A 12538-nucleotide genomic window follows, 5' to 3' on the forward strand; every position below is an offset into this window, starting at 1 on the left:
GCCTTGTCCAGCCCCGGCGTGCCGAAACGCGTCCCTCACTCGCGCGTGGGACCCATGTCCGCATCGCGGTGGACATGCACGCTGAGCAGCAGGCCGAAGCCGAACATCGTGGTCAGCATGGCCGAGCCGCCATGCGAGATCAGCGGCAGCGGCACGCCGCCCACGGGGATGGAGCCCGTGACCATGGCGACGTTCACGAACACGTAGAGGAAGAAGTTGGTCGCCAGCCCGATCGCCAGCAGCCGGCCGAACTGGTGGCGGCAGCGGAACGCCACCGCGAAGGAGAAGGCCACCACGAGCCCCAGCAGCGCCAGCACCGACAGCGCGCCGACCAGCCCGAACTCCTCGGCGATCATGGTGAAGATGAAGTCGGTCTGCTTCTCGGGCAGGAAGTTCAGGTGTCCCTGGGTTCCCTGCAGGAAGCCCTTGCCCCAGAGCCCGCCGGAGCCGAGCGCGATCTTCGACTGGATGATGTTGTACCCCGCCCCCAGCGGATCGCTCTCGGGGTCGAGGAAGGTGGTGATGCGCGCCTTCTGGTAGTCGCGCAGGTGTTCGTAGGCGATCGGCGCCGCGATGCCGGCCGCCCCCAGCACGCCGGCGAACTTCCACCAGCGCACCCCGGCGCCCCAGAACACCGAGCCCGCCACCATCGCCGTGATCATCGCCGTGCCGAGGTTGGGCTGCTTCAGGATCATCCCGACCGGCAGCAGGGTCGCGAGGATCGGCGGGATCAGGAAGATCGGGTTGCCCACTCGCTCCCAGCTCGCCCGCCGGAACCAGGAGGCGAGCGCCAGGGCCAGCGCGATCTTCATCAGCTCCGAGGGCTGGAGCTGGATCGGCCCGAGCTCGATCCAGCGCTGCGCCCCCTTGCCCACATGCCCCTGCAGCGCGACCAGCACCAGCAGGCCGACCGTCGCGGCGTAGATCGGCCAGGCGAGGCGCGCGATCAGGCGGATGTCCACCAGCGCCAGCGACAGCATCATGACCAGGCCGAAGCCGAAGCGCAGCGCGTGCCGGCCGGCATAGGGCTCGGCCGCGCCGCCGCCCGCCGAGTACAGCGCCACGTAGCCGACCGCCGCCACGGCACAGAGCATCAGCACGAAGATCCAGGGGATCTGCCAGAACTTCTGCAGCAGCCCGCCGCTGCGGTCCCGGGTCAGCAGCCGCCGTTCGAGGAGCATGCGGCTATCTCCGTTGCCCGGCACCGGGCGGCGGGGACGGGGAAGCCCCGCCGGCCGGGGCCCCGGCCGTTCCCGCGCCGGCCGTCCCGGCTGCCGGCTGGGCATCCGCCACGCGCTGCCCGCCTTCCGGCGCGCGCCTGAAGCGGTTGATCGTGTCCATCATGATGTCGCGCGCGAGCGGCGCCGCGGCCAGCGAGCCGCCGATGCCATGCTCGACGATCACCGAGATCGCGTACTGCGGGTTGTCGTAGGGCGCGTAGCCCACGAACAGCGCGTGCGGCCGCCACTCGCGCGGCAGGTTCTCCACCCGGAAGCCGCGCTCGCGCTCGGCGCGGGAGACGCGGCGCACCTGGGTGGTGCCGGTCTTGCCGGCGAACACCGTGCCGTCCGGCAGCCGCGCGACGCGCGCCGTGCCGCCGCCCTCGTTCACCACCGCCCACATCCCCTCGCGCACCAGCCGCATGTCGCGGTCGGGGATGCCGAGGGCGGGCCAGTAGTCGGGGCGCATCACGCGCTGCGGCTGGCCGCCCACGCTGCGCGTCAGGTGCGGCTGCAGCGCGCGGCCGGAGGCGATCCGCGCCGTCATGGTGGCGAGCTGGAGCGGGGTGAGCTGGTAGAAGCCCTGGCCGATGCCGTGCACCACCGTGTCGCCGAGGTTCCAGGGCTTGCCCTTGGAGATGCGCCATTCGCGGGTCGGCATCAGCCCCTTGCGGGTGCCCGGCAGCTCGATCTCGAGGTCGACGCCGAGGCCGAAGCGGCGCGCCATGGCGGCGATGCGGTCGATGCCCACCCGGCGCGCCACCTCGTAGAAGTACACGTCGCAGGAGAGCTTCAGCGCCGCGTGCAGGTCCACCGCGCCGTGGCCGCGGCGGGAGTGGCAGTGGAAGCGCGTGTCGCCGAGGTCGAAATGGCCGGGGCAGAAGATCCGCTCGCCCGGCCCCACCACCTTCGCGTCCAGCGCCGCCAGCGCCACCATCGGCTTGAAGGTGGAGCCCGGCGCATAGAGGCCGGCGGTGCACTTGTTGATCAGCGGCGTCGAGCGGTTGCGTGTCCACTCCCGCCACTGCGCCGCCGAGACGCCGGCGTTGAACAGGTTGGGGTCGAAGGAGGGCTTGCTGGCCATGGCCAGCACCTCGCCGTTGCGCGCGTCCAGCACGACCACCGAGGTGCCCTCGTCGATCCGCTGCCGCACCTGGCGCTGGAGCTGGGCGTCCACCGAGAGCAGGACGTCCTGCCCCTGCTGCCCCTCGTGGCGGTCCAGCTCGCGGATCACCCGGCCGACCGCGTTGACCTCGAGCTGCACGGCGCCGGCGCGGCCGCGCAGGATGCGGTCGTGGAAGCGCTCCACCCCGGCGCGGCCGACGCGGATGCCGGGCAGCTCCAGCAGCGGGTCGTCGCCGATGTCCGCCTCGGCCGGCGGCGCCACGTAGCCCACGATGTGCGCGAGGTGCTCCGCCTCCGGGTACATCCGCGTCGTGCCGACGTCGGTGATGATTCCCGGCAGGTCGGGCGCGTTCACCTCGATGCGCGCCATCTCCTCCCAGGTGAGGAACTCGCGCACCGTCACCGGCACGAAGCGGCGGTGCCGGCGCACGTCGCGCTCGATGCGCGCCCGCTCGTGCTCGGCCAGCGGCACGATGCGCGAGAAGGTCTCCAGCGTCGCCGCCACGTCCTGGGTCTGCTCGGCCACCAGCAGGGCGCGCCAGTTCAGCCGGTTGCCGGCGATCACCTTGCCGTCGCGGTCCAGCACGCGGCCGCGCGGCGGCGGGATCAGCCGGGCGCTGACCCGGTTCTCCTCGGCCAGCGTCGCGTAGCGCTCCCCCTCCTCCACCTGCATCCGGTAGAGGCGCTGGCCGAGATAGCCGAGCAGGCCGAGCTGCCCGAGGCCGAGCAGCGCCACCCGGCGGGTGAAGATGTTGCGCCGGCGCTCCTCCTGCCGGCGGGCCGCGTTCATGCCGCGCTCGCGCCGGCGCCACTGGAATTTCGGCCAGCCCAGCCTCACGCCACCATCCTCCGCGCGTCGACCTGCCGCGGCCGGCCGGCGCCGGCGCCGCGGATGGCGGGGCGCCGCGGCCGCCGCGGGCTCACGCCGCGCTCTCCGCATGCAGCATCGCAAGATGGGCCCGCCCGAGCAGCCAGGCGAGGCTCGGATAAAGCCCGGCAGACATGCCCACGGCGTTGAGGCCGGGCGCGATCGGCGGCACGCGCCAGCCCAGCACGGCCTGGAGCACCCAGCCAAGCCCCCCCGCGCCGAGCGCGAAGCCGCAATAGGCCAGCCAGACCACCAGGAAGGAGCGGCGCACCAGCGCCCGCCGCCAGCGCATCGCCAGCCCGTGCGTGATCAGCAGGATCAGCACCCCGATGCCGAGCGGCCCGAAGCTCAGCAGGTCGTGCAGCAGGCCGAGCGGGAACACGGCGAGCGGCGGCATGTAGGCCGGGCGGAACAGCGACCAGAAGAACACGCAGGGCAGCGCCACCGCCCAGACCAGCCCCGGCGGCCCGACCGGCGCGGCCGCCAGCACCATGAGCAGCGCCGTGAATGCCACCGGGAAGGTGGCCCGCGCCGTGGCGTCGAGGCGGCGCAGCAGCCCCGGTGCCGGCTCCGGCTTGCCGTGCACGGACATCGCGCCTAGCCCGCCGCCCGCGCGGGCGGAAAATCCCGCAGGAACAACGCGCAGGAGCGGTTTCCTCGGGTCGGGCCGAAGCGGCTGGGCATGGCGTGACGGGACTGTCCTAGCGCCTGGGGCGGGATTCGCGCGGCTCCGGCCGCGCGACCGATTCCGGCGGCAGGATGCCGGACAGGCCGTAGTCGAACAGGCGCACCAGATCGAGCCGGTCGAGGCGGGCGAACATCTCCACCTCGGGCGCGCCGGAGCCGGAATAGTGGATCACCCCGACCGGCAGCCCGGCCGGAAAGGCGTTGGCCTCGGCGCTGGTCACCACACGCTCGCCCTCGGCCGGGGTGACGCCCTCGGGCCAGTACTGCACGCGCGGCCGGGCGCCGTTGGTGCCGACCAGCACGGCGCGCGCCCGGCTGCCCTCCAGCGTCACCGGGATGCGGCTGTTGAGGTCGGTCGCCAGGAGCACGCGGGCGGAGCGGCTGCCCACTTCCGTCACCCGCCCGACCAGCCCCCGCTCGTCGAGCGCGATCTGCCCCTTGCGCACCCCATGCTCCGGCCCGATGGCCAGCAGCACGGCGCGGGCATAGGTGCCGCCGCCATCGGCGACGACGCGGGCGGTCTGGAAGCGCGGCGCCGGGTCGGGGATGAAGGCGAGCTGGCGGCGCATCATTGCGTTCTCCGCCTCCAGCGCCAGCGCGACCGCCTGCCAGCGGCGGAGCTGCTCGTTCTCGTCGCGCAACCGGGCGTTCTCGGTGCGCATCTCGAGCAGCGCGCGGGCTTCCGCCACCGTGTCGCGCACCGCCGCCACGGGCCGGGCCAGCACGCCGTAGATCGGCGTCAGCGCGTCGGCGAGCGCCATGCGCACCCGCTCGGCCAGCATCGTATCGGCCTTGCCGAGCAGCATGGTGCCGAAGGCGGCGGCGATCAGCACGGGCAGCGACAGGCGCGCCAGGGCCTGGCGAAGCGGGATGCTCAGTCGGATCACAGGCCCCCCGTCGGGGCGCGCGGCCCGGTTCGGATCGTCATGCCTCGCGGCGGCCGCCGCCATCCGGGGCGGCCACCACGGCCGTCCCGCCCATCACAGCCATCCGGACCGCATCCATCCGGGCCACAGCCGTGCCGGCCCGCCGCCTGCCGCAACGCCGGCGCCGCCGGAAGTTCCGGCCCGACCCTCCCGTGGCCCGGCAACCGGGAGCGCGGCGGAGTGCCGGAGGAGATCCGCGCGGAACGCCTCTGTTTCCAACGGCCTGGGAACCTTTCCTCATAGCCCGAGGCAGAATCCGGCACGGCACTGGGCAGGTCGCGGCGTGACCGGGCCGGCGAGCGGCCCGGCCGGCATCATCAGTACATCGAACTCAGTACGTGGCGAAGCCGCTTCATCTCCTCAAGGGCCCGGCCGGTGCCGAGCGCCACGCAGGAGAGCGCTTCCTCGGCCGCCACCACCGGCAGGCCGGTGGAATCGCGCAGCACCTGGTCCAGCTTGTGCAGCAGCGCCCCGCCGCCGGTCAGCACGATGCCCTTGTCCACGATGTCGGCGGCCAGCTCCGGCGGCGTGTTCTCCAGCGCCACCTTCACCGCCTCGACGATCGCGGTCACCGGCTCGGCCAGGCTCTCGGCCACCTGCCGCTCGCTCACCGTCACCTCGCGCGGCACGCCGTTCATCAGGTCGCGACCCTTGACCTCGGTGTAGCGGCCCTCGTCGCCGTCCTCCGGCGCGCAGGCGGCGCCGATCTCGAGCTTGATCCGCTCGGCCGAGCTCTCGCCGATCAGCAGGTTATGGTGGCGGCGGATGTAGTTGATGATCGACTCGTCCATCTTGTCGCCGCCGACCCGCACGGAGCGGGCATAGACGATGCCGCCGAGCGAGATCACCGCCACCTCGGTGGTGCCGCCGCCCACGTCCACCACCATGGAGCCGGAGGGCTCGGTGACGGGCAGGCCGGCACCGATCGCGGCCGCCATCGGCTCCTCGATCAGCAGCACCTTGCGGGCGCCCGCGCTCTCGGCGCTCTCCTGGATGGCGCGGCGCTCCACGGCGGTGGAGCCGGAGGGGACGCAGACGATGATCATCGGCGAGGCGAACGACCGGCGGTTGTGCACCTTGCGGATGAAGTGCTTGATCATCTCCTCCGCCACCTCGAAGTCGGCGATCACGCCGTCCCGGAGGGGGCGGATGGCGGCGATGTTGCCGGGGGTGCGGCCGAGCATCAGCTTGGCCTCCTCGCCCACCGCCAGCACCTGCTTGCGCCCGCGCAGGTCGGCGATCGCGACCACGCTCGGCTCGTTCAGCACGATGCCCCGACCCTTCACGTAGACCAGCGTGTTCGCCGTGCCGAGGTCGATGGCCATGTCGGCCGACAGAAAGCCGAACAGCCGAGAGAACATTCGCGCAACCTTCCGTTACTGAGAGCGCCGGGGCAGCCATGGGCAGGCCCCGTGGCAGCAGACGCCCGCCGCGCGCCGCAACACCGGCGGGCGCGGTCCGGAGGGCGGCCGGCGGGGGCCAAGGGGACCGGGAACGGCGGGGAGGCTTAGCCGCCCCCCGTCTCCCGCTCAAGCCGGAAATCCGGCCCGGGCGGCCCACGGCGAGGGCATGGGAGGCGCGCATGCGGCCGCCTCGTGGCTGCCCCGCGCAACCGGCCGGTCGGCGCCACGTTCTTCCGGTGCGACGCGCCACGACGGGCGCCCATAGGAAAAACGAGGATGCGCAGGACTCCCATCACCCTTCTGGCCCTGGCGGCGCTCGGCCTTGCCGGGTGCGGCTATTCAACGGGCGACCGCGCCGTTTCCGGCGGCCTGATCGGCGCCGGTACCGGGGCCGGCGTCGCGGCGCTGACGGGTGGCAACGCCGGCACCGGCGCCCTGATCGGCGGCGGCGTCGGCGCGGTCGGCGGCGCGGTCACCAGCGGACGCGACGTCAACCTCGGCCGCCCCGTCTGGCGCTGAGGCCGGCCAGAGCATTTCAAGCCGGGTGTACTCACCCGGCGACCCGGAAAATGCGAAGAACCAAAGGCTGAAGCCGTTCCGGCCTGATACAGCCGGGCCGGAACGGCTCCAGCGCGGAAAGGTCGTGCCGGAACGGCCCGCCGGCGGACGGGGATGCCGTGCGGCGTTGATGCACCGCATCGTGCCAAGCAAAACCGTCGCCACCCTCTCCCAACGGCCCCACTAACGCGCTCCGCCCGCGGCTCGCCACGGACCGCCCTCCCGGATGAACGCGCCGACGAACGCGATGGCCGCATGGAACCCGTTCCATGCGGCCATCGTCATGCCTGACCCGATGTTCCCGCTCCGGCCCTCCTCACGGGCCTTCGTCAGCCCGAGCGCAGGGCGACGGAGGGTGCCGGACGTCGCAGGAGGCGCCGCAGCCGGCCGCGCCGCGACGGTACCGACGCGGTCGCCCGCCGCTGCCGGGCGATCAGCCGCGCGCCGCTCGATGCGCGGATCAGGGTCAGGGTCCGGTCGTGATAGGCATCCAGCCCCGGCCGGTGCCCGATCGAGATCAGGCTGCTCCCGGCCAGTTCCCCGCGGAAGAGGCTCAGCATGGCGTGCTGGTTCTCCTCGTCGAGCGCCGCCGTCGCCTCGTCCATGAACACCCAGCGCGGCCGGTGCAGCAGCAGCCGGGCGAAGGCGATGCGCTGCTGCTCGCCGAGCGAGAGGATGCGGTCCCAGCGCTCCGTCTCCTCCAGCCGGGCGGCGAGATGGGCGAGGCCGCAGCGCTCCAGCGCCGCCGCCACCGCCGCCGCCGGGAAGTGGCGCGCCGGCGCCGGATAGGCCACCGCGGCATGCAGCGTGCCGAGCGGCAGGTAGGGCCGCTGCGGCATGAACATCATCTCGCGGCGCGGCGGGATCCGGATGCGGCCCGATCCCCATGGCCAGACGCCGGCGATGGCCCGGAACAGGGTGGACTTGCCGGTACCGCTCTCGCCCACGATCAGCACCTTCTCGCCCGCCGCGATCTCGGCGTCGGCGCTGTCGATCAGCACGTCGCCGTCGGCGTGCTCGATGCGCAGCGCGTCGAAGGCCACCACCTCGCGCCCGTCCGGCAGCGCCCCCTCCTCCACCGCGATCACCGCCTCCTTCTCCATTGCCTCGGCCGCTTCCAGCGTGTCCTCCAGCGCCATCACGCGCTCCAGGTGGCTGCGCCAGTCGGCGAGACGCGGGAAGTTGTCGACGAACCAGTTGAGGCTGCCCGTCACCTGCCCGAAGGCCGAGGAGATCTGCATCAGCACGCCGAGCGTGATGGCGCCGGCGAAGTAGCGCGGGCTCGCTACCAGGATCGGGAACACGCCGGCGACCATGCCGTAGGCGGAGGTCAGCCACATCAGCCGCCGCTCCGAGCGCATCAGATCGCGCATCACCGAGACGACGTTGTCGAAGGCGGCGCGCAGGCCGCGCGCCTCGTCCGGCTCGCCGCGGATCAGCGCCACGCTCTCGCTGCTCTCGCGCAGACGCACCAGCGCGAAGCGGTGGTCGCTCTCGGCCGCGTTGCGGCGGATGTTGATCGAGACCATCGGCCGCCCGATCAGCCAGGTCAGCCCCGATCCCGCCAGCGCGTAGAGCAGCGCCGCGAACACCATGTAGCCGGGGATGTCGAACCCGTCCGCGCCGAACGCCCCACCCAGAGCCACGTGCAGGGGCCCGGACAGCGTCCACAGGATGCCGACGAAGGAGGCGAGCGTGATGAGCGACTGGATCAGTCCCACCACCAGGTCCACCGCCATCGCCGTCGCCCAGCGCGTGTTCTCGGAGATGCGCTGGTCCGGGTTGTCGGCGGTGTCCGGCAGGAAGTTGAGCTGGTAGTGGCGGCCGCGCCGCAGCCAGCGCTCCTGCAGGTCGTTCACCAGCCAGCGCCGCCAGCGCAGTTGCAGCGTCTGCTTGGCCCAGAGGTGGAACACCGCCGTCGTCATGCTGGCGAAGGAAAGGAACAGGAACAGCCACATCTGGCCCAGGAAGCCGGCGCGGTCCCGGCTCTCGAGGGCGTTGAAGAAGTCCCGGTTCCAGAGGTTGAACCAGACCTGCACGCCGATCTGCAGGACGGTGAGCAGCAGCACCAGCCCGGCGAGGCCGCGGGCCGACCAGCGTTCCTCCGAATTGAAGTAGCCGCCGGCGAGTCGCAGCGTGCGCCGCACGAGGCCTTCGCGCCGACGGGGCGCGGTGCCGTCCAGGGGCATCATCGCGTCTCCGCCGGCCGTCCGGGCCGGGGATGGGTCCGCCCGTCCGCGACCCGGGCCGTCATCGTCCGCTCCGTCCGGGGACGCGCCGTCGGGTAGGCCGGCAGGCGGACGGTCGGGCTCGGCCATGGTGCACTCAAGGGGTGGCCGACGCGGTCGGGCGCAGCGACCCGGGTTCGGCGCCGATGCGCCGTGCCAGCACGGCGCGGCCCTCCTGGCCGGCATAGCCCGGCCCTTCGGCGGCGAGGGTGGCGCCGGGCGTGAGCAGGTCCCGGAACCGTTCCGCCGCGCCGGCCGGCAGCAGCACCGACGTTCCGTCCTCCAGGATCGCGCCCGTCACCTCGCCCTGCGGCGTGTAGTAGGGCGCCTTCACCCGGCCTTCGACGCTCAGTTCCCGCATCGGGGCCGCATCGGGCCGTTCCGGGACGCGCCTGTACAGCCGCTCCACCAGCACGGGCGGCGAATCGGCACCCGCGGAGAAGGCCAGGATGGTGATCACCGGGGCGTTGCGGATGCGGATCCCCCAGACCGTCAGCGGCCGCCCCTCCGCGGCGACGCGTCGGACCGCGGCGCCGATATCGGGCGGGAAGACCACCTGCGGCCCCTCCCGGAACAGCAGCCCGTCCGTTCCGCCGCGCGGATCGACCAGGAACCGCTCCACCGTGCCGGTGAAGGAGGGCAGTTGCGTGGGATCGAACCAGAGCCCGCCGGCGGGGCGATCCGCCTGGCGGCTGGCCGTCGGCTCCGCCGCCACCGACGGAGCGCGGGCGACCGGAAGGACGAGCGCCGCCATGAGCACGGCTGGCCCGACCGACCCGGCCGCCCGCGCCATCTCAGGCACCCCGGAAGACGCCGAACACCAGCGAGATCAGGAAGAGCACGAGGAAGATGGTGAAGAGGATCTTGGCGATGCCGGCGGAGGCCGAGGCGATGCCGCCGAAGCCGAACAGGCCGGCGACCAGCGCGATCACGAGGAAGATGAGAGTCCAGTAAAGCATGGCCCGTCTCCGAATGTCCCAGTCGGCCATTCGAACGCGGAGCCGTGAGTGCGGTTTCGGAGCGGAACGAAGGCTGCGTTGCCATCATGCCGACGTGACGATCCCGCCGGACGACGTCGTGACGGCTCTGGCGGGTTCACGGCGTCCGGACGGGCATGACGCTTCGGCGGCCGCGGCGATCAGGCCGCGGGCGGGGCCATCGGCACGCCGCGCGTGACCGCCTGGTAGGTGGCGATGGCGAGGGTGATCGGCTCGAAGGGCTTGGTGATGACGAAGGCGGGCTCCACCGTCTCGCCCGTCAGCAGCCTCTCCGGGTAGGCGGTGACGAAGATCACCGGCGCCTCGTGCCGCCGCAGGATGCGCGCCACCGCGCTGGTGCCGTCGCCGCCGGCGCCGAGGTTGATATCGGCCAGCACCAGGCTCGGCTTCTCCGCCTCGGCCAGCGCGACCGCCTCCTCCTCCGAGGCGGCGATGCCGACTACCTCGTGGCCGCAGCCTTCCACCAGCCCCTGGATGTCCATGGCGATGATCGGCTCGTCCTCGATGATGAGGACACGCGCGGAGGCGTTGTCCCGCAGCCGCCCGCGGGCCGCGCCCAGCCGGTCGGCCGCTGCCGCCGGCTCCAGCCCGACGGCCGCCGCCGCCGCGTCCAGCGACAGGTCCTCCAACGCGGTGAGCAGCAGCAGCATGCGCTCGGTGAGGCCCATCGCGGCGTCGGGCACCCCCGCCTCGGAAGCGAGCCGGGCCCGCTCGCCGATCGCCTTGTAGAGAGCCAGCCGCGCCTGCGCGTCCACCGCGAGATCTTCCCGCGCGCCGCCCTCCAGCAGGCCACGCAGCGCCTCGGCCACCACCGCGTCGCCGCGCTTCTGGCTGCCGCTGAGCGCACGCGCGTAGCGACGGGCGTAGGGGAGCGCCCGGATCAGCGCCTCGCGCTCGCCGCTCATCGCCACGTCGCCCGCGGCCGGCGGAAAACCCCGTGCATGCCTTGACGTTCCGATCCTGTACTCGAGATCACGCTTTGCCTCGGCTTCGCGCTCGTGATCGCGCCGGATGCGCGCCCCGCCTTGACGTGGCGTGGCAGCCGGTGCGTGGTCCGCATTGATATGGATACCCTGACAGCCGAACAAGCCGCGGCCCCCGATTTTCGCCGCGCCCTCGCGGAGTTGTTGCCGGAATTGCGCGCCTTCGCGCGGTTCCTGGCAGGCGGCCGCGCCGAGGCGGACGATCTGGTGCAGGATGCCCTGCTGCGCGGCCTGGCGTCGCAGGCGCAGTTCGTGCCCGGAACCAGCCTTCGCGCCTGGACCTTCACCATCCTGCGGAACACCTACTACGAGCAGCACCGTCGGCGCCGGCGCGAGACGGCCCGGATCCAGCAGGGCGCCCCGGTCGAGGAAGCGGCCGAGGGCGCCGCGCTGACGCAGCAGGAGGCGCACGCCGACCTGCGCGACCTCGGCCGCGCGCTGCGCACCCTGTCGCCGACCTTGCGTGAGGCGCTGGTCCTGGTCGGCGCGCAGGGGCTTTCCTACGAGGAGGCGGCGACGGTTTGCCAGGTTCCCGCCGGCACGATGAAGGCCCGCGTCTCCCGCGCGAGGGCGGCGCTCGCCGCCACTCTCGATCCCGTGAAGGGAAAAGCGTCGCGGTAACGCATTCGCGACGCAACGGCCCCGGGGGCGGCGTCATTGATCGGGCAGGAAAGCGGAAGAAGGCCTCCCGATGAAGAACGACTTCCACGACCAGATGATCGCCCTGCTGCCGAAGCTGCGGGTTCAGGCCCTGGCGCTGACCCGCAACCGGGCCGCCGCCGAGGATCTGGTGCAGGATGCCGTCGCCAACGCGCTCGCCGCGCAGAACAGCTTCACGCCGGGTACGAATTTCGCCGCCTGGATGCATCGCATCCTGCGCAACCGCTTCATCAGCACGCTGCGCAAGCAGCGCGAGACCACCGACATCGAGGATCTGCCGATGTCCGCCTTCGCGGTGAGCGGCGCGCACGAGGACCGCATGGTCCTCAAGGAGCTCGGCGCCGCCGTGAACCGCCTGCCGTCCGATCAGCGCGAGGCGCTGTTCATGGTGGTGCTGCAGGGGCTCTCCTACGAGGAGGTCGCGGCGGCCACGGGCTGCGCCGTCGGCACCGCCAAGAGCCGGGTCTTTCGCGCCCGCCGGCAGTTGCAGGCCTGGCTGATGGGCGAGGACGCACCGGAGCGCGTCGCGACGACGGAGCACGCCACGCGCCGACTGCCGCTTGGCGAACGCCACGCCGAATTTTAACCTTCGTGCCGGATGGTGGCGGGCGGCGTCCTTTCGGTCGACACGGCCGCCCGCCTTGGATCGGCCAAGGCGATGAATGACACTGACCCCAAGGCGAGAGGCAAGGGCGGGCGTCGCAAGACGCCCCCGCAGGACGTTGAGCCGCCCGAGGAGACCGAGGGTGTCGACGCGGCCTTCGATATCTGGCTGCGCAAGGGCCTGCATCAACTCTATGATGACGTGGCGGCGGAACCGGTGCCGGACGAGTTGCTGCGGCTGATCGAGGAAGACCGGAATCGGCGCAAGAGCTAGGCCGG

13 protein-coding genes are annotated in these 12538 nt (G+C 72.6%); 4 read left to right on the forward strand and 9 right to left on the reverse strand.

What is annotated here, in order from left to right:
- Nucleotides 1-35 precede the first annotated feature (35 nt).
- The 5 genes from rodA to M0638_RS19095 form a co-directional block, all read right to left on the reverse strand.
- Nucleotides 36-1181, reverse strand: coding sequence for a rod shape-determining protein RodA (gene rodA / locus M0638_RS19075; RefSeq protein WP_248668597.1), 1146 nt, complete (start codon nt 1179-1181; stop codon nt 36-38).
- A 4-nt stretch (nt 1182-1185) separates the two neighbouring features.
- Nucleotides 1186-3135: a penicillin-binding protein 2 gene (mrdA, locus tag M0638_RS19080; RefSeq protein ID WP_248668630.1), complete on the reverse strand. Its 1950-nt coding sequence runs from the start codon at nt 3133-3135 to the stop codon at nt 1186-1188.
- Between the two features lie 130 nt (nt 3136-3265).
- Complete coding sequence (gene mreD / locus M0638_RS19085) at nt 3266-3805, reverse strand: rod shape-determining protein MreD (RefSeq protein WP_248668598.1); 540 nt, start codon at nt 3803-3805, stop codon at nt 3266-3268.
- Between the two features lie 109 nt (nt 3806-3914).
- Entirely contained in the window at nt 3915-4787 is an 873-nt protein-coding gene (mreC, locus tag M0638_RS19090; protein ID WP_248668599.1) for a rod shape-determining protein MreC, read from the reverse strand.
- Between the two features lie 356 nt (nt 4788-5143).
- On the reverse strand, nt 5144-6187 hold the full coding sequence (locus tag M0638_RS19095) for a rod shape-determining protein (protein ID WP_248668600.1): 1044 nt from the start codon (nt 6185-6187) through the stop codon (nt 5144-5146).
- Between the two features lie 318 nt (nt 6188-6505).
- Between M0638_RS19095 and M0638_RS19100 the strand changes: the two genes are divergently transcribed.
- Complete coding sequence (locus M0638_RS19100) at nt 6506-6748, forward strand: hypothetical protein (protein WP_248668601.1); 243 nt, start codon at nt 6506-6508, stop codon at nt 6746-6748.
- A gap of 368 nt (nt 6749-7116) precedes the next feature.
- Here M0638_RS19100 and M0638_RS19105 read toward each other — a convergent pair whose 3' ends face one another.
- The 4 genes from M0638_RS19105 to M0638_RS19120 form a co-directional block, all read right to left on the reverse strand.
- Nucleotides 7117-8979 (reverse strand): ABC transporter ATP-binding protein/permease, encoded by a 1863-nt coding sequence (locus tag M0638_RS19105; protein ID WP_248668602.1) that lies wholly within the window; start codon nt 8977-8979, stop codon nt 7117-7119.
- A gap of 133 nt (nt 8980-9112) precedes the next feature.
- The gene (locus tag M0638_RS19110) at nt 9113-9769 is read right to left on the reverse strand and encodes a hypothetical protein (RefSeq protein ID WP_248668603.1); all 657 of its coding nucleotides are present in this window, start codon (nt 9767-9769) and stop codon (nt 9113-9115) included.
- Nucleotides 9770-9809: 40 nt separating this feature from the next.
- Nucleotides 9810-9974, reverse strand: a complete 165-nt coding sequence (locus M0638_RS19115; RefSeq protein ID WP_248668604.1) for a DUF1328 domain-containing protein — start codon at nt 9972-9974, stop codon at nt 9810-9812.
- A gap of 179 nt (nt 9975-10153) precedes the next feature.
- Entirely contained in the window at nt 10154-10918 is a 765-nt protein-coding gene (locus tag M0638_RS19120) for a PhyR family response regulator anti-anti-sigma factor (protein WP_248668605.1), read from the reverse strand.
- 93 nt (nt 10919-11011) lie between these two features.
- On the opposite strand from M0638_RS19120, the gene M0638_RS19125 reads away from it, so the two are divergent.
- The 3 genes from M0638_RS19125 to M0638_RS19135 all read left to right on the forward strand — a co-directional run bounded on the left by M0638_RS19125 (nt 11012) and on the right by M0638_RS19135 (nt 12533).
- Nucleotides 11012-11617, forward strand: coding sequence for a sigma-70 family RNA polymerase sigma factor (locus M0638_RS19125; RefSeq protein WP_345893050.1), 606 nt, complete (start codon nt 11012-11014; stop codon nt 11615-11617).
- Nucleotides 11618-11687: 70 nt separating this feature from the next.
- Nucleotides 11688-12242, forward strand: a complete 555-nt coding sequence (locus M0638_RS19130; RefSeq protein ID WP_248668606.1) for a sigma-70 family RNA polymerase sigma factor — start codon at nt 11688-11690, stop codon at nt 12240-12242.
- A gap of 72 nt (nt 12243-12314) precedes the next feature.
- Nucleotides 12315-12533 carry a NepR family anti-sigma factor gene (locus tag M0638_RS19135; protein WP_248668607.1) on the forward strand — a complete coding sequence of 73 codons (219 nt, stop codon included), beginning with the start codon at nt 12315-12317 and terminating at the stop codon, nt 12531-12533.
- Nucleotides 12534-12538 lie beyond the last annotated feature (5 nt).

The sequence above is a fragment of the Roseomonas acroporae genome, assembly GCF_023223525.1.
In the GTDB taxonomy this organism is placed as follows: domain Bacteria; phylum Pseudomonadota; class Alphaproteobacteria; order Acetobacterales; family Acetobacteraceae; genus Roseomonas_E; species Roseomonas_E acroporae.